Raw genomic sequence first — 23,549 nt, forward strand, 5'->3', positions numbered from 1 at the left:
GTGAAGACAGGCGACGGCAAACTGCCTGTGAAAAGGTTACGCGATGCGCTGGTACGCCTTCGCGATATCGCAGGCCAGGCGGGCGTTGTTAAAGACCAGCTGAATATTGGATTTCAGGCTGTCACCGCCGGTCAGTTCCGCCACGCGGGCCAGCAGGAACGGCGTGCTGGCTTTGCCGGTCACGCCCTGCTCTTCCGCTTCTTTAACCGCCTGGTCGATAGCGGCGTTGATGGTCTCTTCAGGCATCGCAAACTGTTCCGGGATGGGATTCGCCACCACCAGGCCGCCGTTGAGGCCAGTCTGCCATTTCACCGCCATTGCGCGCGCGATGGCTTCAGCGCTGTCGAGACGAATGCTGACCTCAAACGGGCTGGTGCGACAGAAAAAGGCAGGCAGGGACTGGGTCTGATAGCCAATCAACGGTACGCCATTAGTTTCCAGATATTCGGTGGTTAACCCGAGGTCGAGAATAGATTTTGCCCCGGCGCATACCACAGCAACATTGGTTTTCGCCAGCTCCTGTAAATCGGCTGAAATATCAAACGTGTGTTCCGCACCGCGGTGTACGCCGCCAATTCCGCCGGTAGCAAAAACCTTAATCCCGGCCATCGCCGCAATAATCATGGTTGAGGCAACCGTCGTCGCGCCATTTATTCCTGCGGCGACCACAAAAGGTAAATCCCGGCGGCTGACTTTGGTCACCGCGTGGCCTTCACGACCTAAAAGTTCAATTTCTTCTTTGCTAAGCCCCACTTTCATTACGCCACGAATAATGGCGATAGTGGCGGGAATAACTCCCTGCTGGCGGATCGCATCTTCAACTTCCAGCGCCGTCTGGGCATTTTGCGGGAAAGGCATGCCGTGAGAAATAATGGTAGATTCAAGCGCTACAATCGGTTTGTTATTATTTAAAGCGTCCTGAACCTCAGGAGAAATTTGCAGGAACTCAGCAGATAATTTTAATTCAGACATGTTCTCTCTCCATTAATGCATTAACGTTTTCAGACGATAAATCAGGGTTATTGGTATATACGGAAGCCAGCGCCAGCGACGAGCAGCCCTGGGCAAAACGAACGGAATGGGCAAATGTAGCTCCTTCCAGCCAGCAGAAGGCGAGCCCCGCCATCATCGCGTCCCCTGCGCCGGTGACATTGACAAGCTGGGTTTTAAACGGGGCTGACCAGCCGCTTTCGCCTCCTTTCTCGCTGTAATACACGCCGTCGCCGCCCATGCTCAATACCAGCCGGAACAGGCCATGCTGGTGAAACCAGGCCGCAACTTTCGGGGCATCCGCCGCGCAGGAGAGCGGGATGCCGCTCAGGGTTTCGGCTTCAATCCGGTTGGGCTTCAGCGTGTGGATATGGCCCAGCCAGTCGCGTACTTTGTTGCATTTCCAGGCCGAGACGGGGTCAACAAACACCGGCGCCTGGCCTGCATTTTCAAATATCCAGCCCAGCGCAGATTCACTGAGATTGCAGTCCACCACCACCGCTTTTGCCGCACGCAGAAAGGCCAGGTGGTGGGCCAGATAGTCCGGATTGATGTAGTCAGAAATAGCCATATCATTAATGGCTACCAGCATTTCGCCGGTATTATCCAGCAAGGATAAATAACTGGAGGTGCCTTCGCCCGCGATCACCTGGCATTTTTCTACCTGTACGCCAGCGGCCTGGGTTTGTGATAGCAGCGACTGACCGTAAAAATCATCGCCGACAGCAGAAAGTAGCCAGACATTTTTTCCCAGCAAGGCAAGGTTTTGCGCAATATTCCGCCCAACACCGCCGGGGGTAAATTTAATTTTCCCTGGGTTAGAGTCCGCATAATTAAGCGAGGCGTTTGAATACCCAGCAACATCCATATTCGCAGAACCAATAACAGCAATATAATCCTTTTCACGCATAGAACATCCTCTGGCACGCAGGCCATCGCAATGATAATTAAGCGAGGGAGTGATTTTAATTTCTATTAGAGCACATGTTTATATGTGAACACGTGTTCATAGTATGCGTAAGAAGGGGAAAGTAAAGCGGTGGGAAAGAGGGTGTAAAAGGGTTATGAACATAATCACAATTTTTTGTAGATAACTTTTTCTTGTCTCCAAAAAACTGCGAGCAGCAGCACGATTAAAAGCAAAAAAAAGGGCAGAGTCGCCTCTGCCCTTTTCGGATGGTGAGTGATTATGCTGCTTTCGCGGCAACCGCTTCAGCTTCCGGGCGTTTCAGCACTGCGTAAGAGAGGCCTGCCACCAGGGTACCGGCGATAATCGCAAACAGGTAACCCAGCACTGGCGTAATCGCACCCGGGATTAACAGAACAAACAGACCGCCGTGCGGCGCCATCAGTTTCGCGCCAATCGCCATAGAGATAGCACCGGTTACCGCGCCACCGACGATACAGCATGGCAGCACGCGCATCGGGTCACGGGCAGCGAACGGAATCGCCCCTTCGGTGATAAAGCACAGGCCCAGTACCAGCGCCGCTTTACCGCCTTCCTGCTGCGCCTTGTCGAACTTACGACGGGCAACGATAGTCGCCAGGCCCAGCGCCAGCGGTGGCACCATACCCGCCGCCATAATGGCCGCCATTGGCGCATAGGTCTGGGTACTCAGCAGGCCGACACCGAAGGCGTAAGATGCTTTGTTCACCGGACCCCCCATATCGGTACACATCATCGCACCGAGGATCGCACCCAGCAGGACCGCATTGGCGGTGCCCATGGTTTGCAGCCAGTGGGTCAGGCCTTCGAGGATACTCGCAACCGGCTTACCGATCAGGTAGATCATCGCCAGGCCAACCACCAGGCTGGAGATCAGCGGAATGATCAGGATCGGTTTCAGCGCTTCCATGCTCTGCGGCAGTTTCAGCTTCGAGCTAATCAGCTTCGCCATGTAGCCTGCGAGGAAGCCCGCGATGATCCCGCCGATAAAGCCAGAGCCGGTGCTCACGGCCAGCATACCGCCAATCAGACCCGGAGTCAGGCCCGGACGGTCAGCAATAGAGAACGCAATGTAACCCGCCAGGACCGGCACCATCAGCGCGAACGCCGAGCCGCCGCCAATCTGCATCAGCGCCGCCGCCAGGGTACCCGGCTCTTTAAAGGCTTCGATACCAAAGGCGAAGGAGAGCGCGATACAGAGACCGCCCGCTACCACCATCGGCAGCATATAGGAGACGCCCGTCAGCAGGTGACGATACGCGCCAGCGGACTCTTTTTTGCCTTCAGAAGCCGCAGCCGCGGTGTTGCCCGCAGGCTGGAACGGTTTCGCTTCGGCCTGGGCTTTGTCCAGCTCCTGGGCGGTTTTCTTCAGCGCCAGACCGGTGGAGGTGCGGTACATCGGCTTACCGGCAAACTTCGCCAGATCCACTTCGATATCTGCCGCCACAATCACCAGATCCGCAGCCGCCACCTCTTCCGGGGTGATCGCATTACCTGCGCCCACGGAACCGCGGGTTTCGACTTTTACCCACCAGCCGCGTTTTTTGGCTTCGGTTTCAATGGCTTCCGCCGCCATAAAGGTGTGCGCTACGCCGGTCGGGCAGGCGGTAACCGCCACCACGCGTTTCGGCCCCGCAGCAACAGCCGTTTCCGCCGCCGCGACAGGTGCGGTATAGAGTGCCGCATGGCCTTTCGCTTCGCTCAGGAACAGTTCCGGGTGTGCAACGGCGCGGTTGATATCGCCCAGCCACACTTTTTTACCGTTCAGCGAGCTGTCCGCCGGGATTTTGTCGCCCAGGACGATAACCAGTTCGGCATCGCCCGGGTTGTCGATGAAATCAAGGTGTGCTTTATGTCCCGCCGAACTCAGCAGGGTTTTCGCCATATAGGCGCGAGCCTGTCCGAGTGCAGAGTCAATAATCAGCAGCGTTTTCATTATGCCTCTCCTGCTGTCAGTTAAAGGGTTTTAAGTCAACGCGCGCCATCATCGCGGCCAACTGGGTACGATCGGTAATACCGACATTGCTCTGGCTGACGGCCAGGGCTGCAACGGCGGTGGCAAGACGTAAAGTATGTTCACTGGATTCGCGCATCAGCAGGCCATAAATCAGCCCGCCAACCATCGAGTCGCCGGCACCGACGGTGCTGACCACTTCCATCGACGGTGGTTTCGCGATCCATTCGCCGGAGGCGTTAACCCACAGCGCGCCCTCTGCCCCCAGGGAGATGACCACATGAGCGATACCCTGCTCACGCAGCGCATGGGCGGCTTCAATCACATCCTTTAATTCTGGCAGTTTACGGCCTGCCCAGATCTCAAGTTCGCGACGATTAGGTTTCACCAGCCACGGTGCGGCTTTCAGACCCGCCACCAGCGCATCGCGGCTGCTGTCAAAGATGATGCATGGGCACTGGCTGCGCAGACGCGTCATCCAGTCGGTAAAGGCTTCCGGGCTGACGCCGGACGGCAGACTGCCGCTGACGCAAACCATGTCGAACTGACCCAGCCAGCTCAGGGAGTCATTCACAAAACGTTCCCAGTCGGCCTGGGTGACTTCAAAACCGGAGAAGTTCAGGTCGGTGACTTCGCCATCTTTCTCGGTCAGCTTCACGTTGATGCGGGTACGACCCTGCACCACCTGGAAACGGTTGGCGATCCCCAGCTCGCTGAACAGCTGCTGGAAACCATCCTGGTTGTCTTTGCCGAGGAAACCGCCGACGGTAACGTCGATGCCCAGATCCTTCAGCACTTTAGCAACGTTAATCCCTTTACCTGCCGCGTGCAGGCCAGTGGTACGCACGAGGTTGACTTCGCCGCGTTCAATTTCCGGGCAAAAGCCCACGAGGTCGTAAGCCGGGTTCAGCGTAATAGTGGCAACACGTCTGCTCATTATGCGCCCTCCCCCAGACCCGCCGCGATGGCTTCGCCAATCGCTTTCAGCGCCTGTTCAGCATCCACACCCTGCGCGGTGAAGCGCAGGCGATGGCCTTTCTTCACGCCCAGCGCCACGACTTTCATCAGGCTACGGCCGTTGGCCGGTTTACCGCTGCCGTCGAGGTTGGTCACGGTCACGTCGCTGTTGAACTGTTTAATGGTATTGACCAGCATGGTGCCAGGACGGGCATGCAGGCCATGTTCGTTGCGCACCACAAACTCGGCGCTCAGCAGTTCATCGGTGTTCACATCATCGCTGGTCAGCAGCGCCAGCAGGGTTGCGGCATCGGCTTTCAGCAGTTGTTCAGCTTTTTTGTTCAGCAGCAGGTCGCCGAGGCGCTTCAGCACCTCAACCGGCTGTTCATCGGCCATGGCGACGGTCACCAGCATCGCCGTGGTTTCACCGGCGGTATCAAATGCGGTTGCCGCACGGCTGACGGCGATCGCGCTGCGCAGGTTGCCTTCAGCACAGTCGTTCAGCCAGACGCCCTGACCGAGATTCAGCGGTTTATCGTTAATGGCGTGGGCCACGAAGGCGGTATCCACTGCACCGGCCTCTTTCAGGCGACCGGCGTTCAGCGCCTGTAAGGTCACCAGATCGGAGGCGGCTACGTCGAGGATCAGCGTCTCGTTATCCAGCTTCAGGGCTTCGCTCTGCTTTTCACCCATCAGCAGGGCGCGCAGCTCTTCGGCGGTGGTGGCGGATTTCAGCTGTTCAGCCACGGCGTCGTCGCTCAGGACGTGCGTCAGCTGACGCAGCAGACCGAGGTGTTCGTCGCTGCTGGCGGCAATGCCGATGGCAACATAGGCCACCTGGCCTTCACCCCAGAGCACGCCCTGCGGAAACTGATAGACCTGAACGCCGGTTTTCAGCACCTGATCGCGGGTATCGGTGGTGCCATGCGGAATGGCGATGCCATTGCCAAGGAAAGTTGAGGTCTGCTGCTCACGCGCCAGCATGCCGTCAACGTAGCCGTTAGCGACGTTGCCCGCCTGCACCAGCGCGGCTGCGATCTGCCGGATAGCCTCTTCTTTAGTACCGGCCTGTTCGCCGGGATGAATGTCCTGCACGGATAACTGGAACATGGTTCTCCACTCCTGCTGAAATTGAATCGTTTCAGCTTAAATGTGAAAAAAGGCGCCAATCCGTTTGGGTTAGGTAAACCAATTAGCGCTGAAACGTTTCAAGAAGTCTTGCGCTTTCCAGGCATCCTTGCAAGTAAAGCTGCATTTCAGCATGCAGAATTTAGAGTTACAGCACATTTTTGCTGCAGGCCGCTGCCTTCCGGGGGCGTACAGCCGCTCGGCTTCAGCAACTTCAGCAAGCGCAGCGGCGGAATAAAAACCTGTTTTGATTTTTTGTGGGGTAATTGGCGAGGGTATCTGTTTATTTTATGACAAGCGGCGTAAACTCCGCGTCTCTTCATATCACTGATACAGAAACATGCACACCACGCCCGCAGCCGCCTCACCGAAGTCATTTGATTTGACCTCATCAGCGTTTTTAATTGTTGCTTTCCTTACCGGCATTGCCGGCGCGTTACAGACTCCGACGCTGAGCCTGTTCCTTACCAACGAGGTGCATGCCCGCCCGGCCATGGTCGGCTTCTTCTTTACCGGTAGCGCCATTATCGGCATCCTGGTCAGCCAGTTCCTGGCCGGTCGTTCAGACAAGCGGGGCGATCGCAAATCCTTAATCGTCTTCTGCTGTCTGCTGGGTGTCCTGGCCTGCCTGCTCTTCGCCTGGAACCGTAACTACTTTGTGTTGCTGTTTGTCGGCGTATTCCTTAGCAGCTTTGGCTCTACCGCCAACCCGCAGCTGTTTGCCCTCGCCCGCGAACATGCCGACCATACCGGTCGCGAGGCGGTGATGTTCAGCTCGATCCTGCGTGCCCAGGTGTCGCTGGCCTGGGTCGTGGGGCCGCCGGTGGCCTATGCACTGGCGATGGGCTTTGGCTTCCCGGTGATGTATATCAGCGCCGCCGTGGCGTTTGTGGTCTGCGGCGCGATGGTCTGGTTTTTCCTGCCGACGATGCGCAAGGAGCCGAAGCTGGCAACCGGGGTGCTGGAGTCGCCGCGCCGCAACCGTCGCGACGCCCTGCTGCTGTTTACCATCTGCACCTTAATGTGGGGCACCAACAGCCTCTATATCATTAATATGCCGCTGTTTATCATTAATGAGCTGCATCTCTCCGAGAAGCTGGCGGGAGTAATGATGGGAACCGCTGCCGGGCTGGAGATCCCGACGATGCTGATTGCTGGCTACTACGCAAAACGCTTCGGTAAGCGCTTCCTGATGCGCGTTGCCGCCGTTGCCGGTTTGCTGTTTTACGTGGGGATGCTCACCGCGCACACGCCAGTAGTATTGCTGGGGTTACAGCTGCTGAACGCCATTTATATTGGCATTCTCGCCGGGATCGGCATGCTCTATTTCCAGGATCTGATGCCAGGTCAGGCGGGTGCGGCCACCACGCTTTATACCAACACCACCCGCGTCGGCTGGATCATCGCAGGCTCCGTGGCGGGTGTCGTGGCCGAGATCTGGAGTTATCACGCGGTATTCTGGATTGCGCTGGGGATGTGCATCGCTACGACGATCTGTCTGACGCGTATAAAGGACATTTAAGGCGCGGTAAGCGCCTCGAGTTCGAGCAGCCAGGTCATGGCCTGGCCGCGCGTATCGCCGCACATCTCCCGCGACGGCTGCAGGCCAGCACAGACTTTGGGCCGCGAGCTAGAGCCGAAAATTTTGCAGCGCTGTTGCGCGTCCAACTGCACGCAAGGGGTATTGGCAGGCTTGCCGTTGGGCATCCCGGGAATGGGGCTGGAGATGGAGGGGGCGGTGCAACATGCTCCGCAGTCCGGACGGCAATCCATATTCGTACTTTACCTGAAAGAAAGCCGCTCCCGCGGGCGTGACGGGCACAGTAACACCTTTTGCGTATTGATAGCAAAAGCCGCGAAATCCGCTTGCCTGAAATGCCGCGCGCGAGTACTTTGACGCGATATTTTTGACCTTCCCGTTAACAGGATTACTGCAATGCCAAGAGCGAACGAAATTAAGAAAGGTATGGTGCTGAATTACAACGGCAAACTGCTGATTGTAAAAGACATCGATATTCAGGCACCCAGCGCCCGTGGCGCAGCAACGCTGTACAAAATGCGTTTCGCCGATGTACGTACCGGTCTGAAAGTTGAAGAGCGTTTCAAAGGCGACGATATCGTGGATACCGTTACCCTGACCCGTCGCTATGTCGATTTCTCATATGTTGACGGCAACGAATATGTCTTTATGGATAAAGAAGACTACACGCCATACATCTTCACCAAAGATCAGATCGAAGAAGAGCTGCTGTTTATTCCGGAAGGCGGCATGCCGGATATGCAGGTTCTGACCTGGGATGGCGTTCTGCTGGCGCTGGAGCTGCCGCAGACCGTCGATCTGGAGATCGTGGATACGGCACCGGGCATTAAAGGCGCATCCGCGTCTGCACGTAACAAACCTGCAACCCTGACCACCGGTCTGGTCGTGCAGGTGCCGGAATACCTCTCCGCAGGCGAGAAAATCCGCATCCATATCGAAGAAAAACGTTATATGGGCCGTGCTGACTAAGTGCGGGCTGTTTTGCCGGGTGGCGGCTTCGCCTTACCCGGCCTACAAAAGCACGCATAAAAAAACCGGCTCATTGGCCGGTTTTTTTTTGTAGGCCCGGTAAGCGCAGCGCCACCGGGCATCAAGGCTTAAAGAAGCTCAGGATATTTGGTCATCTTCAGCGCCAGCTCCACGCCACGCACTTCCGCCATCCCTTTCAGACGGCCAATGGCCGAATAACCCGGGTTGGTTTTCTTACGCAGATCGTCCAGCATCTGGTGCCCGTGATCCGGACGGAACGGAATAGGACGCAGATCCCCCGCCTGCTTACGGCGCTTCTCTTCACGCAGAATGGCATCCACGACCGCCACCATATTCACGTCACCGCCGAGGTGCGCCGCTTCGTGGAAGGTCTTCGGATTCTCTTCCCGGCAGGTTGCCCGCAGGTGGGTAAAGTGAATGCGGTCGCCGAAGGTTTCAATCATCTGCACCAGGTCGTTGTCGGCCCGCACGCCGTAGGAGCCGGTACACATGGTGAAGCCGTTGCTGATGCTGTCGACCGTCTCTTTCAGCCACTGCATATCCTCAATGGTGGAGACGATACGCGGCAGGCCCAGGATAGGACGCGGTGGATCGTCCGGGTGAACCGCCAGACGCACGCCCACCTCTTCCGCCACCGGCACGATAGCGCGCAGGAAGACGGCCATATTTTCCCGCAGCTGGGCTTTGTCGATGTTGCCATACTCCGCCAGGCGCGCGCGGAACTGGTCGAGGGTGTAGCCCTCTTCCGCCCCCGGCAGACCGGCGATGATATTGCGGGTCAGCTTTTCGATATCCGCTTCGCTTGCCGCATCGAACCACGCCTGCGCCTGCTGCTGCTCTTCTGCAGTATAGTCAGCCGCTGCGCCTTCACGCTTCAGGATGTGCAGCTCGAACGCGGCAAAGGCGATCTGGTCAAAACGCAGTGCCTTTGAACCATCCGGCAGCTGATATTCGAGGTCGGTACGCGTCCAGTCGAGGATCGGCATAAAGTTGTAGCATACGGTGTCAATGCCGCAGGCCGCGAGGTTGCGAATGCTCTGCTGGTAGTTGGCGATCCAGGTCTGATAGTCGCCGGAGTGGGTTTTAATCTCCTCGTGAACCGGAATGCTCTCCACCACCGACCAGGTGAGGCCTTTTTCGGCCAGCAGCGCCTGACGCGCTTTGATCTCTTCTACCGGCCACACCTGACCGTTAGGAATATGGTGTAGCGCGGTGACAACGCCCGTTGCGCCAGCCTGACGCACGTCATCAAGAGAAACAGGATCTTTGGGTCCGTACCAACGCCAGGTTTGTTCCATCGATTCACCCTCAAAAGTTGTTATACCAATATTTCGTCATGTGATGACGACTACCATACATGCATGCGGAAACAGGTCAACTCGCCTCGCAATATTGATTGATCCATCTCACAGTTCCCGGATATTTACGGCTTACCAATTCAATTTGTTGTCATATAACTTTACACTCACCTTGTTAATTAATGGTTAATCAGGTGTTTATTTCATGAAGACAATTGCCTCCACCGCGCTTCCCGCTCACGTGTTGCAGCCGCAGTACGATCGTCAGGCGTTACGCTCCCGTATCGTCCATTTCGGCTTTGGCGCCTTTCATCGCGCCCATCAGGCACTCCTGACCGACCGGGTGCTGAACGCCAAAGGCGGCGACTGGGGGATCTGTGAGATTAGCCTGTTTAGCGGCGATACGCTGATGAGCCAGCTGCGCGCGCAGGATCATCTCTTTACGGTGCTGGAAAAAGGCGCCGACGGAAATCAGCCGATTATCGTCGGGGCGGTACATGAATGCCTGAACGCTAAACTCGATTCGCTGGCGGCCATTATTGAGAAGTTTTGCGAGCCGCAGGTGGCGATCGTCTCCCTGACCATCACGGAAAAGGGTTACTGCATCGATCCGGCCACCGGCAAGCTGGATACCCGCAACGAACGTATTATTCACGATCTGGAGTACCCCGAAATGCCGCACTCGGCGCCGGGTATCCTGGTCGAAGCTCTGCATCGCCGCCGCGAGCGCGGCCTGGCACCGTTCAGCGTGCTCTCCTGCGATAACATTCCGGACAACGGCCACGTGGTGAAAAATGCGGTGCTGGGGATGGCCCACAAGCGCTCGCCAGAGCTGGCGGAGTGGATCGCCGCCAACGTCAGCTTCCCGGGCACGATGGTGGACAGGATCGTACCCGCCGCCACCGACGACTCCCTTGCGGAAATCGCCCGCGAAGTGGGCGTCGAGGATCCATGCGCCATTAGCTGCGAGCCGTTTATTCAGTGGGTGATCGAAGATAACTTTGTTGCCGGTCGCCCGGAGTGGGAAGTGGCCGGAGTACAGATGGTGCAGGACGTCCTCCCCTGGGAGCAGATGAAGCTGCGCATGCTCAACGGCAGCCACTCTTTCCTCGCCTATCTCGGCTATTTGGCCGGTTTCGCCCATATTAACGACTGCATGGCCGACAGCGCGCTGCGTGACGCCGCCCGTCGTCTGATGCTTAACGAACAGGCGACGACGCTGCGCATCACCGGAGTGGATCTGATCGCCTACGCCGACAGCCTGATTGACCGCTTCGCCAACCCGGCACTGCAACACCGCACCTGGCAGATTGCGATGGACGGCAGCCAGAAACTGCCGCAGCGAATGCTGGAGAGTATCCGCCTCCACCTGCAGCGCGACACCGCCTGGCCACTGCTGGCGCTGGGAGTCGCCGGATGGATGCGCTACGTCAGCGGCGTGGATGATGCGGGCAATGCCATTGACGTGCGCGATCCGCTGAGCGATAAAATTCGCGCCATCATTGAGACCAGCAGCGAGGAGGAGCGCGTGGCCGCCCTGCTGGCGCTGAATGAAATTTTTGGCCACGACCTGCCTCAGGATCCTCAGTTCGTGGAGGCCATCACCAAGGCTTACCAGCGTATCAGCCAGTCGGGCGCGCGCCAGGCGATTATCGACACGCTGTCGCTTTAACCTTTATTGCGCTTAAGGCGAGCGGGGAGTCTCCCGTTCGCCCTTCCCCTTTCCAAGGCTGTTCTTTTCCGCCAGGATTATTGATAATTGTTATAGCATTACATTTATCACCCTGGAGCACCTGTGACTAAAACCAACCTCATTACCGGTTTTCTCGGCAGCGGGAAAACCACGTCGATACTGCACCTGCTGGCCAATAAAGATCCTGACGAAAAATGGGCCGTGCTGGTCAATGAATTTGGCGAGATCGGCATTGATGGCGCGTTGATGGCCGATAACGGGGCGCTGATAAAGGAGATCCCAGGGGGATGCATGTGCTGTGTCAACGGCCTGCCGATGCAGGTGGGGCTGAATACCCTGCTGCGACAGGGCAAGCCCGACCGACTCTTGATTGAACCTACCGGGCTCGGTCATCCGAAGCAGATCCTCGACCTGCTGACCGCTCCGGTCTATGAGCCGTGGATCGATTTACGCGCCACCCTGTGCCTGCTCGATCCCCGTCAGCTGCTGGACGAAAAGTTTGTCCAGAACGAGAATTTCCGCGACCAGCTGGCGGCCGCCGACATCATCATTGCCAATAAAGAGGACCGCGCCACCCCGGAAAGCCGCGCCGCGCTGGAACTCTGGTGGCAGCACTTCGGCGGCGAGCGTCAGCTTGCGCACACCACCCAGGGGAATGTGGACAATGCCCTGCTCGACCTGCCGCGGCGTAATCTTGCTGAACTGCCCGCCAGCGCAGCCCATTCCCACAGCCACGGCGAAAAACAGGGTCTGGCGGCACTGAGTCTGCCTGCGCACCAGCGCTGGCGTCGCAGCCTGAACAGCGGCCAGGGGCATCAGGCCTGTGGTTGGGTCTTCGACGCTGACACCTGCTTCGATACCATCGGTTTACTGGAGTGGGCGCGGCTTGCGCCGGTTGAACGGGTGAAAGGGGTAATGCGTACCCCCGATGGGCTGGTACGGATTAATCGTCAGGGAGAAGATTTCTTCATCGAAACGCAGGGTGTGGCACCGCCGGACAGCCGAATAGAGTTAATTAGTGCGGTTAACACCGACTGGAATGCCTTACAGTCGAGCTTGTTGAAGCTTCGTTTAAGTTCGGGGAACTAACGTTGCCCTGATTGAACTACTTACGGCGTAATGATGAAAACCCGATTTTTCCCCATTTTATTGCTTAATGTCGCCGGTGTGGCGCTCTTTTTATCCTGGTATCTGCCGGTCAACCACGGTTTCTGGTTCCCGCTGGATAGCGGGATATTCCACTTCTTTAACCGGCAGCTGGGAGAGAACCGCGCCTTCCTGTGGCTGGTAGCAATTACCAATAACCGTGCCTTTGACGGCTGCTCGCTGCTGGCGATGGGTTATCTGATGCTGACGTTCTGGCGAAAAGAGAGTCCCGCCGGGCGCCGACGTATTCTGATGATTGGCCTGGTGATGCTACTGACCGCAGTGGTGCTGAACCAGCTGGCGCAGGCCCTAATACCGGTGAAACGCTCAAGTCCGACGCTATTTTTCCCGGATATTTACCGCGTCAGTGAATTGCTGCATATTTCGACAAAAGATGCCTCTAAAGACAGTTTCCCAGGCGATCACGGAATGATGCTGCTTATTTTCAGCGCTTTTATGTGGCGTTATTTCGGCCATAAGACTTTCGTATTAGCCCTGATTATTTTTGTGGTTTTCGCATTCCCTCGGGTAATGATCGGTGCGCATTGGTTTACTGATATTGCCGTTGGATCCCTTTCTGTGGCGTTGATTGGGCTTCCGTGGTGCCTGATGACGCCATTGTGTGAGCGTTTAATCGCCTTCTTTAATCGTTACCTGCCCGGCAATACAACAAAATCGAAACAAGTTACTAACCGAAATTAACAATAACCATCAGGGATCATAACCGATCCCTGATAGATTTTTCCCTCGACTTCAGCGTCTTTGTCATCTTCTTGTCATATTAATAACGTTAGAAATTAACGCGTTGTACATTACTTAACCTAAATCACCCTGTCTGACCACGTTCCCGTCAAGTTACTTTTACTATCATATTTCCTTATAAAAAAATTGAGTATTTTTACTCGCAATACCTGTCTCAATCAGGTAATCTCAGACTCGTTTTACCTCAGCGCCACAATTATTATCGTTGTAAATAAATTTGTGCGATTCGCCACAGATTTGACCATAAAGAATTGTCTGATAGTGCGCAGGTATTTAGTCTCGTCTCGCTTGGCATTTTTTATAACGATATTTGTCGTTAAGGACTTCAAGGGAAAATAAACAACATGGTCAAATCTCAACCGATCTTGAGATACTTCTCACGGGTAATCCCGGCGATTGCAGTCGCGGTTCTGCTTTCAGCTTGTAGCGCATCGAACACCGCAAAGAATATGCATCCTGAGACGCGTGTTGTGGGGTCAGAAGACGCCTCTTCACTGCAAGCTTCTCAGGATGAATTTGAAAAGATGGTCAGCAATCTGGATATCAAATCCCGATTAATGGACCAGTATGCCAGCTGGAAGGGCGTGCGCTATCGCCTGGGCGGCGAAACACGTAAAGGCATTGATTGTTCCGGTTTCGTACAGCGTACCTTCCGCGAACAGTTTGGTTTAGAACTTCCGCGTTCAACCTATGAACAACAGGAAATGGGCAAATCGATTTCACGTAACAGCTTACGTACCGGCGATTTAGTTCTGTTCCGTGCGGGTTCAACCGGCCGTCATGTCGGCATCTATATTGGTAACGACCAGTTTGTTCACGCGTCCACCAGCAGTGGTGTGACGATCTCCAGTATGAACGAGCCATACTGGAAGAAGCGCTACAATGAAGCGCGTCGTGTACTGACTCGCAGTTAACCGCCTGTGCTGTCCGTTTCCCTTGACTGACAGCATGGAAAAAAGCACTGCTATTGCAGTGCTTTTTTTTTATCGCAGGACGCGATAAGTCTGGACGGCTCGTTCCAGGCTATAGTTTTGTTGTTGCGTGAGTTTAGCCGTCATGATAATGCGGGCGGCAAATCAGGATCTCATAACATTTATGTTTACCCGCCATTTATCTTCCCGCCGAAAGGTGCTGATGCTCAGCGTACTTTCAGCTCTTATCGTCGCCCTGCTCTGCGGCGGTATGCAGTTTTTTTTCAGTTACCATAAACGCGAAGTAAAATACGATAATCTGATTAAAGACCTCCATGACTACATGGAAAGTTATTTTAAAGAGCTGCGCGTTTCTGTTGATGAATTACAGCCGCTGACGCTCAGCGAGTGCCCGGATGTACGCTCTGAACTCACCTCCCGCGCGTCATTCAGCCTGAACGTCCGCGCCTTTCTGCTGGTGAAAGATAAAATGGCCTTCTGCTCATCAGCAACCGGGCCGATGCATGTCGCGCTCAGCGAACTGGTGCCGGAAATTGACGCAACTAAAGCGGTAGATATGGCCCTGCTGCCGGGTACGCCAATGATGCCGAAAAAACCGGCCATTGTGTTGTGGCATCGTAATCTGCTGATGAAAGATGGCGGGATATTTACCTCTATTAACCTCAACCTGACCCCTTATTTGCTTTATACCGCTCGCCAGGATGAGTTTGCCGGTATTTCCTTGATCATTGGCAATACGGTTTTTTCCACCTATTCAAACCGCATCACCCACGTTTCGGAGCTGAAAGAGCGCCCTGCGCGCTCAAGCAAAATTGAAGGACTGCCGCTCACCGTTAATCTCTACGCCGAAAGCTGGACGATGGAAGATCTGGTCTTCGCGCTGCTGTTTGGTCTGTTGTGCGGCTCCAGCGTCGGGGTGCTCTGCTTCTACTGGCTGATGATGCGCGCCAACCCGCGGAAAGAGATCCTCACCGGTATTAAGCAGAATCAGTTTCATGTGGTCTACCAGCCGGTGGTGGGTGCCAGCGATTTGCAGATGCGGGGCGTGGAGGTGCTGATGCGCTGGCAGCATCCCGGCGCGGGGGCGATCCCGCCGGATGCCTTTATTAACTTCGCAGAGGCCCAGCAACTGATTGTGCCGCTGACGTTGCACCTTTTCGACCTGATCCTGCGCGATGCACCGGCATTAGCGAAACGGCTGCCGCCAGGCTCCAAGCTGGGCATTAATATTTCGCCAGGCCATCTGCACGCCGACAGCTTTAAAGATGACATGCGCAAGTTTGCCGCCTCGCTGCCGCCGGATCATTTCCAGATTGTGCTCGAAATTACCGAGCGCGACATGCTCAATCAACGGGAAGCGACAAAGTTGTTTGAGTGGCTGCATCTGGAAGGTTTTGAAATCGCGGTGGATGATTTTGGCACCGGACACAGCGCCCTGATCTACCTTGAGCGTTTTACCATGGACTACCTCAAAATCGACCGGGGTTTCGTGAATGCTATCGGGATGGAAACTGTCACCTCCCCGGTACTGGATGCGGTGCTGACCCTGGCCCGGCGGTTGAATATGGTGACCGTCGCCGAAGGTGTCGAAACTCCCGAGCAGGCGAAGTGGCTGCGCGATCACGACGTCAATCTGCTGCAGGGCTACTGGATAAGCCGGCCCCTGCCCCTGGAGCAGTTCCTGAACTGGCAACCTGATATTCACCTTGATAGCGAATAATTGCCCAACCACCGCTACGTCACTTATTATTCTGGTATCTTGCCCGGGCAGAACAGATAAGGAAAACGTAGCGTAATGATAGTGCGCATTGTGGTGCTGATGGTGGCGTTGATAAGCGGGTTTAGTCAGGCGCAAACCATTAAAGAGAGCTACGCCTTCGCGGTTATTGGCGAGCCAAAATATGCCAGCAATTTCGATCACTACGATTACGTCAATCCCGCCGCGCCAAAAGGGGGCGCGGTGACCCTGGCGGCAAATGGCACCTTCGATAATTTCAACCGCTATGCCCTGCGCGGCGTGGCGGCAGAAAGAACCGACGCCCTCTACGATACCCTCTTTACCACCTCAGACGACGAGCCCGGCAGCTATTATCCGCTGGTGGCTGAAACCGCCCGCTATGCCGATGATTTCTCCTGGATGGAGCTGACCATCAACCCGCTGGCGCGGTTTCATGACGGTACGCCGGTCAAGGCCAGCGATGTCGCCTTCACCTTCCATAAATTTATGACCGAGGGCGTTCCCCAGTTCCGGCTGGTCTACAAAGGGGCGACGGTGACGGCCATCGCGCCGCTGACGGTGCGCATTACCCTTGCCAGTCCTAATAAAGAGGACATGCTGAGCCTGCTCACCCTGCCGGTGATGCCGGAAAAGTTCTGGAAAGATCATAAGCTCAGCGACCCGCTCTCCACCCCACCGCTGGCTGGCGGGCCGTATCGCATCACCAGCTGGCGGATGGGCCAATATGTGATTTATTCCCGGGTAAAAGATTACTGGGCGGCAAACCTGCCGGTAAACCGGGGCCGCTGGAATTTCGACACCCTGCGCTACGACTACTATCTGGATGACAACGTGGCCTTCGAAGCCTTTAAAGCGGGTGCCTTTGATATGCGGGTCGAGAGCAGCGCCAAAAACTGGGCCACACGCTACAGCGGAAAAAACTTTGATCGCGGCTTTATCGTGAAAGAGGCGCTGAAAAATGATTCCGCGCAGGACACGCGCTGGCTGGCGTTTAATATTCAGCGCCCGGTATTTACCGATCGTCGCGTTCGCCAGGCCATTACCCTCGCCTTCGATTTTGAGTGGATGAACAAGGCGCTCTTTTATGGCGCCTACAGCCGTGCCAACAGCTATTTCCAGAATACCGAGTATGCCGCCCAGGGCTACCCGGATGCCGCGGAGCTGACGCTCCTCGGCCCGTTAAAAAATGCGGTTCCCCCGGAAGTGTTTACGACTCGCTTTCAGCCCCCCGTCTCGAAAGGCGACGGCTTTGATCGTAACAATCTCCTGAAAGCCAGCCAGCTGCTGGACGAGGCGGGTTGGGTCATCCGAAATAAGCAGCGGGTCAATAAGCAAACCGGCAAACCGCTCAGTTTTGAACTGCTGCTGGCCTCCGGCGGGAACAATCAGTGGGTACTGCCGTTCCAGCACAACCTGGCGCGGCTGGGCATTACCCTGAATATCCGCCAGGTGGATAATTCACAGCTCACCAACCGGATGCGCAACCGCGATTACGATATGATGCCTCGCCTGTGGCGGGCCATGCCGTGGCCGAGCAGCGATCTGCAAATCTCCTGGGCCTCTCAGTACATTGATTCCACCTACAATTCACCGGGGGTGAAAAACCCGGCGGTGGATAACCTGATTGCGCAAATTGTCGCCGCGCAGGGGGATAAAGCCAGACTGGTACCGCTTGGCCGGGCGCTGGATCGGGTTCTGACCTGGAACTATTACATGCTGCCAATGTGGTTTATGGGGGAAGACAGGGTCGCCCGCTGGGATAAGTTCGCCCTTCCCGCCCAGCGCCCGGTTTATTCTCTCGGGTTTGATACCTGGTGGTATGACGTTAACAAAGCGGCGAAATTACCCGCCGAACGGCGTTAAGGGATCGCAATGGGCGCATATTTACTTCGTCGTTTACTGCTGGTGATCCCCACCCTGTGGGCGATCATCACCATCAACTTTTTTATCGTGCAGATTGCTCCGGGCGGCCCGGTGGATCAGGCCATTGCCGCCATTGAGTTCGGCAACAGCGGGACGATGCCCGGCGGAGGCGATGCGGGCATGCGCGCCAGCCACGCCCGCACCGGGGTCGGCAATATCAATGAGAGCCACTATCGCGGCGGACGCGGGCTCGATCCGGAGGTGATCGCCGAGATCACCCAGCGGTACGGCTTCGACAAACCGATCCATGAACGCTACTTCAAAATGCTGGGCGACTATCTGCGCTTCGATTTTGGCGACAGCCTGTTCCGCAGCGCGTCGGTGCTGCATCTGATTAAAGAGAGCCTGCCGGTCTCCATTACTCTGGGGCTATGGGGGACACTGATCATCTATCTGGTCTCCATTCCGTTAGGTATTCGTAAGGCGATGGATAACGGCAGCCGGTTCGATATCTGGAGCAGCACCTTCATTATTATTGGCTATGCCATCCCGGCGTTCCTGTTTGCCGTCCTGCTGATTGTCTTTTTCGCCGGGGGGAGCTACTTCGATCTCTTCCCGCTGCGCGGGCTGGTCTCGACCGATTTCAGCAGCCTGCCATGGTACAAAAAGATAACTGACTACCTGTGGCACATTACCCTGCCGGTGCTGGCGACGGTGATCGGCGGCTTTGCGGCCCTGACTATGCTGACCAAAAACGCCTTTCTCGATGAGATCCGCAAGCAGTATGTGGTCACCGCCCGCGCCAAGGGGGTGAGCGAGCGGCGCATCCTGTGGAAACATATTTTTCGCAATGCCATGCTGCTGGTGATCGCCGGTTTTCCGGCCACCTTTATCAGCATGTTCTTTACCGGTTCCCTGTTAATTGAGGTGATGTTCTCCCTCAACGGCCTGGGACTGCTCGGCTATGAGGCCACCGTTTCGCGGGATTATCCGGTGATGTTTGGCACGCTCTATATTTTCACTCTGATTGGCCTGCTGCTGAATATCCTGAGTGATATCTGCTATACGCTGGTCGATCCGCGTATTGATTTTGAGGGTCGCTGATGCTGCGCTTAAGCCCCGTCAACCAGGCCCGCTGGGCTCGCTTTCGTCACAACCGCCGCGGCTACTGGTCGCTGTGGATCTTCGCCCTCTTTTTTGCGCTGAGCCTCTGTTCGGAGATCATCGCCAATGACAAACCGCTGCTGGTGCACTTTAACGATCGCTGGTACGTGCCGGTTTTCAAGGATTACAGCGAGAGCGACTTTGGTGGCCCCTTTGCTACCGCGGCGGATTATCAGGATCCGTGGCTACAGGCGCAATTAAATGAGCACGGCTGGGTGCTCTGGACGCCGGTCCGCTTTGGCGCCAACAGCATTAACTTTGCCACTACCACCCCGTTCCCGTCGCCACCCTCGGCACAAAACTGGCTGGGCACCGATGCCAACGGCGGCGATGTGCTGGCGCGTATTCTGTACGGTACCCGCATCTCTATACTGTTTGGCCTGCTGCTAACCCTGTTTTCCAGCGTCATGGGGGTGCTGGCCGGGGCGATCCAGGGCTATTACGGCGGCAAGATTGATCTCTGGGGACAGCGGTTTATCGAAGTCTGGTCCGGCATGCCAACGCTGTTTTTAATTATTCTGCTCTCAAGCGTGGTGCAGCCTAACTTCTGGTGGCTGCTGGCTATCACGGTGCTGTTTGGCTGGATGGCGCTGGTAGGTGTGGTGCGGGCGGAGTTCCTGCGCACCCGCAACTTCGACTACATTCGCGCCGCCCAGGCGCTGGGGGTGAGCGATCGCGGGATCATTTTCCGCCACATGTTGCCTAATGCGATGGTCGCCACCCTCACCTTCCTGCCGTTTATTCTGTGCAGCTCTATTACCACCCTCACCTCGCTCGATTTTCTCGGCTTCGGCCTGCCGCTGGGCTCGCCTTCCTTGGGGGAGTTGCTGTTGCAGGGCAAAAATAACCTGCAGGCGCCGTGGCTTGGGATCACCGCTTTCCTCTCCGTTGCTGTACTGCTCTCTTTGCTGATTTTTATTGGCGAAGCGGTACGCGATGCCTTTGATCCAAATAAGGCGGTTTAAGATGACCCAGCCTCTGCTTCACATCGACGCGCTCTCCGTTGCTTTTCGCCAGCAGGACGAGCTACGCACCGTGGTGAATGATATCTCCCTGAAAATTGACGCCGGCGAGACGCTGGCGCTGGTCGGTGAGTCAGGTTCCGGGAAGAGCGTCACCGCCCTGTCGATCCTGCGTCTGCTCCCCGCCCCGCCGGTGGTCTATCCCCAGGGCGATATCCTGTTTCACGGCCAGTCCCTGCTGCATGCTGACGAGCGCACGCTGCGCGGGGTGCGCGGCAATAAGATCGCCATGATCTTCCAGGAGCCGATGGTGTCGCTGAATCCGCTGCACACCCTTGAAAAACAGCTTTACGAGGTGCTCTCCCTGCACCGCGGGATGCGTAAAGAGGCCGCTCGGGGAGAGATGCTGGACTGCCTCGAACGCACCGGGATCCGCAACGCCGCAAAACGGCTTGCCGATTTCCCGCACCAGCTTTCGGGCGGTGAGCGCCAGCGAGTGATGATTGCCATGGCGCTGCTGACCCGTCCGGAGCTGCTCATCGCCGATGAGCCCACCACCGCGCTGGATGTTACGGTGCAGGCGCAGATCCTGCAGCTGTTACGCGAGCTGCGCGACGAGCTGAACATGAGCCTGCTGTTTATTACCCACAATCTCAGCATTGTGAGAAAGCTGGCCGACCAGGTGGCGGTGATGCAGAACGGTCGCTGCGTGGAGCAGAACCGCGCCGCGCCGCTGCTTTCCGCACCGCAGCACTCCTACACCCAACGCCTGCTCAACAGCGAGCCCGCAGGGGATCCCATCCCACTGCCGCAAGATGTTCAGCCGCTGCTGCGGGTGAAGGATCTCTCGGTGGCTTTTCCGCTACGTAAAGGCATCCTGCGCCGGGTGGTGGATAACAAGCAGGTGCTGAACAACGTCAGCTTTACCCTGCGCCCGGGTGAGACCCTGGGGCTGGTGGGTGAGTCCGGCTCCGGCAAGAGCACCACCGGGCTGGCACTGTTACGCCTGATCGCCTCAAAGGGGGAGATCCTGTTTGACGACAAGCCCCTGCATGAGTGGGATCGCCGCCAGATGTTACCCGTCCGCCACCGGATGCAGGTGGTTTTTCAGGATCCTAACTCTTCTCTTAACCCGCGCCTTAACGTGCAGCAGACCATTGAGGAGGGGCTGCGGGTACACCAGCCCAATCTTAGCCTGCAGGCGCGTGAAGAGGAGGTGATTCGGGTAATGGGCGAAGTGGGGCTCGACCCGCAGACCCGGCATCGTTACCCCGCCGCCTTTTCCGGCGGCCAGCGGCAGCGGATCGCCATTGCCCGCGCGCTGATTTTGCGCCCGGAGCTGATAATTCTGGATGAGCCGACCTCATCCCTCGATAAAACCGTTCAGGCGCAGATCCTGGCGCTGTTGAAAGATTTACAGCGAAAACACCGTCTGGCCTATATTTTCATCAGCCACGATTTGCAGGTGGTACGTGCGCTATGTCACCAGGTGATTGTGTTACGTCAGGGAGAGGTGGTCGAGCAGGGAGACTGTCAGCGCGTCTTTGCCGCGCCGACGCAGGAGTATACGCGTCAGCTGTTAGCGTTACGCTGACGCTCAGAAAGGATTCTGGCCAGAGAAAGGCTCGGCGATAGCCACGCCGACGTTTTTCAGGCGACAGGTTGCCGCAAACTCATCTTGGCTTTTCACGAACAGGCACGGCTCGCCTTCGCACTCTAGTACCGAGCTGTAAAGCTCAATATCCGTCAGCGCCTGGCTCAGCTTTTCCATCAGCGGCCATGCGTTGCCCTCTTCCGGGCTCAGCAGTTTGAGCGCCACCAGACAATTATCAGGGGTTGTTCCGCTTTGCGGAATCGGTTCAACTTTCGAGCCTGCAAAACCCGCCGACCAGCGATAGCTCTGCGGCAAGCGATGCACAATTGAGAGCTGTAATGTATTCACGTTTATTCCCCGGAAGCAAATTTACTTCACAATCTATTTACATTTATAGTAACACAACATTAACCGCCTGCTCTGTTTTTAGTAAGAAAACGCTTACATCCAGGATTTATGGGTTCAGACGTCTTGTTTTTCAGGGCTTTCTGGCGGTGTTTCAGGGTTGTAGCGGCGCTATATGTACCCGTTTCTGTGATCTAACACAACCTTTTTAACTACAAAGCTGTGACTATTTACACAAATAGATTTTACATAAAAGAAACAAACATGAGGTGAGTGAACCGCATCCTGGTTGACCTGTATCAAAAAAGGGCTCCGACAGAGCCCTTTTTTGTGCATCAGTTCACCGATTTTCTTGGCCGACTCGCGTAAAGGCAGAAAAGAATTGAGCCAGTGGCGCACAGCGCAATTGACCAGAGCATCGGCCAGGCGCTGTTAAACGTCGCCAGTGAAAGCAGCGCGCCGACAATGGCGCCAATACCAAAGCGGAAAGTCCCCGCCAGTGAAGAGGCGGTACCAGCCATATGTGGGAATTCGTCGAGGATGACCGCCATTGCGTTGGACGAGACCATCGATATACAGCCAACAAACGCCGCAATACCGATCACCACCGCCCAGAATCCGACATCAAAGTAAGCGGTCACCACCATCCACACCGCCATCACGAACTGGATCCACAGCCCGATGCGGAACATATTCAGTGCCCCTACCCGGCGCACGAAGCGGCTGTTGATCATCGTCAGCACGAAGATGAATACCACGTTCAGCGCGAAATAATAGCCAAATTGCTGCGGTGAGACATGGTTAAGCTCAATGTAGACAAACGGCCCGGCGCTGAGGAATGAGAACATCCCGGCAAAGCTGAAACCGCTGGCCAGCATGTAGCTCAGCACGCGCTTATGGCGAAACAGCGAGGCAAAGTTGCCAAGCGTGGTGCGAATATGAAACTTCTGCCGGTGTTGTGCAGGCAGGGTCTCTTTAATAAAGAAGAAGATCATTGCCGAGGCCAGCAGGGCCGCCAGCGCCAGGATCCAGAAAATAGCGTGCCAGCTAAACCAGACCAGCACCGCCCCCCCGACCATTGGCGCCACCAGCGGCGCGACGGTGGTCACCAGCATGACGAATGACATCATGCGGGAGAACTCCTCCTTCGGGTAGATATCGCGCATCAGGGCATTGATGACCACGCTTGCCGCCGCAGCCGCCAGGCCGTGGAAGAAACGCATCACAATAAGGTGATCGACAGATTGCGCCATCGCGCAGGCCATCGCCGCGCCGGCGAACACCAGCGTGCCGCCAAGCACCACCGGTTTGCGCCCCAGGCTGTCGGCCATTGGCCCGTAAAGCAGCTGACCGAGGGCAAAACCAAGAATATAGCTGCTGAGGGTCATTTGTACGCTGCCTGCCGGCACGCCAAACTGCTCGGCGATCACCGGCAGTGCAGGCAGATACATGTCGATGGACAGCGGCATCAGCATGGCCAGCAGGCCAAGAATAAAAACAATGCTGAACGACGAGTGTGGCCTGGTGGTCACAATTAACTCCTGAAA

At 56.3% G+C, this 23,549-nt stretch carries 21 protein-coding genes; 12 read left to right on the forward strand and 9 right to left on the reverse strand.

The window, feature by feature from the left end; all coding sequences use genetic code 11:
- Nucleotides 1-36: 36 nt before the first annotated feature.
- From FHC51_RS20320 to fruB, 5 genes are all read right to left on the reverse strand, one after another.
- Nucleotides 37-972, reverse strand: a complete 936-nt coding sequence (locus tag FHC51_RS20320; protein WP_103825009.1) for a pseudouridine-5'-phosphate glycosidase — start codon at nt 970-972, stop codon at nt 37-39.
- Nucleotides 965-1,900 carry a pseudouridine kinase gene (locus FHC51_RS20325; protein ID WP_220436458.1) on the reverse strand — a complete coding sequence of 312 codons (936 nt, stop codon included), beginning with the start codon at nt 1,898-1,900 and terminating at the stop codon, nt 965-967. Before FHC51_RS20325 ends, FHC51_RS20320 begins: the two co-directional genes overlap by 8 nt.
- A gap of 277 nt (nt 1,901-2,177) precedes the next feature.
- Entirely contained in the window at nt 2,178-3,872 is a 1,695-nt protein-coding gene (gene fruA / locus FHC51_RS20330) for a PTS fructose transporter subunit IIBC (RefSeq protein ID WP_114314428.1), read from the reverse strand.
- A 16-nt stretch (nt 3,873-3,888) separates the two neighbouring features.
- A complete protein-coding gene (fruK, locus tag FHC51_RS20335; protein WP_103180352.1) occupies nt 3,889-4,827 on the reverse strand; it encodes a 1-phosphofructokinase in 939 nt (312 codons plus the stop codon).
- On the reverse strand, nt 4,827-5,957 hold the full coding sequence (gene fruB, locus FHC51_RS20340) for a fused PTS fructose transporter subunit IIA/HPr protein (protein WP_220436459.1): 1,131 nt from the start codon (nt 5,955-5,957) through the stop codon (nt 4,827-4,829). The genes fruK and fruB overlap by 1 nt, the downstream gene beginning before the upstream one ends.
- A gap of 21 nt (nt 5,958-5,978) precedes the next feature.
- On the opposite strand from fruB, the gene FHC51_RS20345 reads away from it, so the two are divergent.
- Entirely contained in the window at nt 5,979-6,269 is a 291-nt protein-coding gene (locus tag FHC51_RS20345; RefSeq protein ID WP_220436460.1) for a hypothetical protein, read from the forward strand.
- A 46-nt stretch (nt 6,270-6,315) separates the two neighbouring features.
- The gene (setB, locus tag FHC51_RS20350; RefSeq protein WP_114386086.1) at nt 6,316-7,497 is read left to right on the forward strand and encodes a sugar efflux transporter SetB; all 1,182 of its coding nucleotides are present in this window, start codon (nt 6,316-6,318) and stop codon (nt 7,495-7,497) included.
- Here the strand turns inward: setB and FHC51_RS20355 are convergent.
- The gene (locus tag FHC51_RS20355) at nt 7,494-7,748 is read right to left on the reverse strand and encodes a YkgJ family cysteine cluster protein (RefSeq protein ID WP_220436461.1); all 255 of its coding nucleotides are present in this window, start codon (nt 7,746-7,748) and stop codon (nt 7,494-7,496) included. The two genes, setB and FHC51_RS20355, sit on opposite strands and share 4 nt — an antisense overlap.
- A gap of 163 nt (nt 7,749-7,911) precedes the next feature.
- Between FHC51_RS20355 and yeiP the strand changes: the two genes are divergently transcribed.
- Entirely contained in the window at nt 7,912-8,484 is a 573-nt protein-coding gene (gene yeiP, locus FHC51_RS20360; protein WP_103825003.1) for an elongation factor P-like protein YeiP, read from the forward strand.
- Nucleotides 8,485-8,612: 128 nt separating this feature from the next.
- Here yeiP and uxuA read toward each other — a convergent pair whose 3' ends face one another.
- Nucleotides 8,613-9,803, reverse strand: a complete 1,191-nt coding sequence (gene uxuA / locus FHC51_RS20365) for a mannonate dehydratase (protein WP_103825002.1) — start codon at nt 9,801-9,803, stop codon at nt 8,613-8,615.
- A gap of 205 nt (nt 9,804-10,008) precedes the next feature.
- Here uxuA and FHC51_RS20370 point away from each other — a divergent pair, with 205 nt between their 5' ends.
- From FHC51_RS20370 to yejF, 9 genes are all read left to right on the forward strand, one after another.
- On the forward strand, nt 10,009-11,475 hold the full coding sequence (locus FHC51_RS20370) for a mannitol dehydrogenase family protein (RefSeq protein WP_220436462.1): 1,467 nt from the start codon (nt 10,009-10,011) through the stop codon (nt 11,473-11,475).
- Between the two features lie 123 nt (nt 11,476-11,598).
- The gene (locus FHC51_RS20375; RefSeq protein ID WP_114386082.1) at nt 11,599-12,585 is read left to right on the forward strand and encodes a GTP-binding protein; all 987 of its coding nucleotides are present in this window, start codon (nt 11,599-11,601) and stop codon (nt 12,583-12,585) included.
- A gap of 33 nt (nt 12,586-12,618) precedes the next feature.
- Nucleotides 12,619-13,344, forward strand: a complete 726-nt coding sequence (locus FHC51_RS20380) for a phosphatase PAP2 family protein (RefSeq protein ID WP_220436463.1) — start codon at nt 12,619-12,621, stop codon at nt 13,342-13,344.
- Between the two features lie 404 nt (nt 13,345-13,748).
- Nucleotides 13,749-14,318 carry a bifunctional murein DD-endopeptidase/murein LD-carboxypeptidase gene (mepS, locus tag FHC51_RS20385; protein ID WP_103180364.1) on the forward strand — a complete coding sequence of 190 codons (570 nt, stop codon included), beginning with the start codon at nt 13,749-13,751 and terminating at the stop codon, nt 14,316-14,318.
- 181 nt (nt 14,319-14,499) lie between these two features.
- Nucleotides 14,500-16,056, forward strand: coding sequence for a cyclic di-GMP phosphodiesterase (locus FHC51_RS20390; RefSeq protein WP_220436464.1), 1,557 nt, complete (start codon nt 14,500-14,502; stop codon nt 16,054-16,056).
- Nucleotides 16,057-16,131: 75 nt separating this feature from the next.
- A complete protein-coding gene (locus FHC51_RS20395) occupies nt 16,132-17,937 on the forward strand; it encodes an extracellular solute-binding protein (protein WP_220436465.1) in 1,806 nt (601 codons plus the stop codon).
- Between the two features lie 9 nt (nt 17,938-17,946).
- The gene (locus tag FHC51_RS20400; RefSeq protein ID WP_114314418.1) at nt 17,947-19,041 is read left to right on the forward strand and encodes a microcin C ABC transporter permease YejB; all 1,095 of its coding nucleotides are present in this window, start codon (nt 17,947-17,949) and stop codon (nt 19,039-19,041) included.
- Nucleotides 19,041-20,066 carry an ABC transporter permease gene (locus FHC51_RS20405; RefSeq protein ID WP_220436466.1) on the forward strand — a complete coding sequence of 342 codons (1,026 nt, stop codon included), beginning with the start codon at nt 19,041-19,043 and terminating at the stop codon, nt 20,064-20,066. The genes FHC51_RS20400 and FHC51_RS20405 overlap by 1 nt, the downstream gene beginning before the upstream one ends.
- A gap of 1 nt (nt 20,067) precedes the next feature.
- The gene (yejF, locus tag FHC51_RS20410) at nt 20,068-21,657 is read left to right on the forward strand and encodes a microcin C ABC transporter ATP-binding protein YejF (protein ID WP_220436467.1); all 1,590 of its coding nucleotides are present in this window, start codon (nt 20,068-20,070) and stop codon (nt 21,655-21,657) included.
- Between the two features lie 3 nt (nt 21,658-21,660).
- Here the strand turns inward: yejF and FHC51_RS20415 are convergent, their stop codons facing one another.
- A complete protein-coding gene (locus FHC51_RS20415) occupies nt 21,661-22,005 on the reverse strand; it encodes a YejG family protein (RefSeq protein ID WP_103180374.1) in 345 nt (114 codons plus the stop codon).
- Nucleotides 22,006-22,337: 332 nt separating this feature from the next.
- Complete coding sequence (locus FHC51_RS20420; protein ID WP_220436468.1) at nt 22,338-23,534, reverse strand: Bcr/CflA family multidrug efflux MFS transporter; 1,197 nt, start codon at nt 23,532-23,534, stop codon at nt 22,338-22,340.
- Between the last annotated feature and the right edge of the window lie 15 nt (nt 23,535-23,549).

The sequence above is a fragment of the Leclercia sp. EC_58 genome, assembly GCF_019584355.1.
GTDB lineage: Bacteria > Pseudomonadota > Gammaproteobacteria > Enterobacterales > Enterobacteriaceae > Enterobacter.

What these genes read in the sequence shown, in the direction of transcription:
- setB (WP_114386086.1), top strand. Translation starts at nt 6,316, where the DNA reads ATGCACACCACGCCCGCAGCCGCCTCACCGAAGTCATTTGATTTGACC.
- FHC51_RS20405 (WP_220436466.1), top strand. Translation starts at nt 19,041, where the DNA reads ATGCTGCGCTTAAGCCCCGTCAACCAGGCCCGCTGGGCTCGCTTTCGT.
- FHC51_RS20325 (WP_220436458.1), bottom strand. Translation starts at nt 1,900, where the DNA reads ATGCGTGAAAAGGATTATATTGCTGTTATTGGTTCTGCGAATATGGAT.
- yeiP (WP_103825003.1), top strand. Translation starts at nt 7,912, where the DNA reads ATGCCAAGAGCGAACGAAATTAAGAAAGGTATGGTGCTGAATTACAAC.
- mepS (WP_103180364.1), top strand. Translation starts at nt 13,749, where the DNA reads ATGGTCAAATCTCAACCGATCTTGAGATACTTCTCACGGGTAATCCCG.
- yejF (WP_220436467.1), top strand. Translation starts at nt 20,068, where the DNA reads ATGACCCAGCCTCTGCTTCACATCGACGCGCTCTCCGTTGCTTTTCGC.
- uxuA (WP_103825002.1), bottom strand. Translation starts at nt 9,803, where the DNA reads ATGGAACAAACCTGGCGTTGGTACGGACCCAAAGATCCTGTTTCTCTT.
- FHC51_RS20370 (WP_220436462.1), top strand. Translation starts at nt 10,009, where the DNA reads ATGAAGACAATTGCCTCCACCGCGCTTCCCGCTCACGTGTTGCAGCCG.
- FHC51_RS20395 (WP_220436465.1), top strand. Translation starts at nt 16,132, where the DNA reads ATGATAGTGCGCATTGTGGTGCTGATGGTGGCGTTGATAAGCGGGTTT.
- FHC51_RS20380 (WP_220436463.1), top strand. Translation starts at nt 12,619, where the DNA reads ATGAAAACCCGATTTTTCCCCATTTTATTGCTTAATGTCGCCGGTGTG.
- fruB (WP_220436459.1), bottom strand. Translation starts at nt 5,957, where the DNA reads ATGTTCCAGTTATCCGTGCAGGACATTCATCCCGGCGAACAGGCCGGT.
- FHC51_RS20320 (WP_103825009.1), bottom strand. Translation starts at nt 972, where the DNA reads ATGTCTGAATTAAAATTATCTGCTGAGTTCCTGCAAATTTCTCCTGAG.
- fruK (WP_103180352.1), bottom strand. Translation starts at nt 4,827, where the DNA reads ATGAGCAGACGTGTTGCCACTATTACGCTGAACCCGGCTTACGACCTC.
- fruA (WP_114314428.1), bottom strand. Translation starts at nt 3,872, where the DNA reads ATGAAAACGCTGCTGATTATTGACTCTGCACTCGGACAGGCTCGCGCC.
- FHC51_RS20390 (WP_220436464.1), top strand. Translation starts at nt 14,500, where the DNA reads ATGTTTACCCGCCATTTATCTTCCCGCCGAAAGGTGCTGATGCTCAGC.
- FHC51_RS20355 (WP_220436461.1), bottom strand. Translation starts at nt 7,748, where the DNA reads ATGGATTGCCGTCCGGACTGCGGAGCATGTTGCACCGCCCCCTCCATC.
- FHC51_RS20400 (WP_114314418.1), top strand. Translation starts at nt 17,947, where the DNA reads ATGGGCGCATATTTACTTCGTCGTTTACTGCTGGTGATCCCCACCCTG.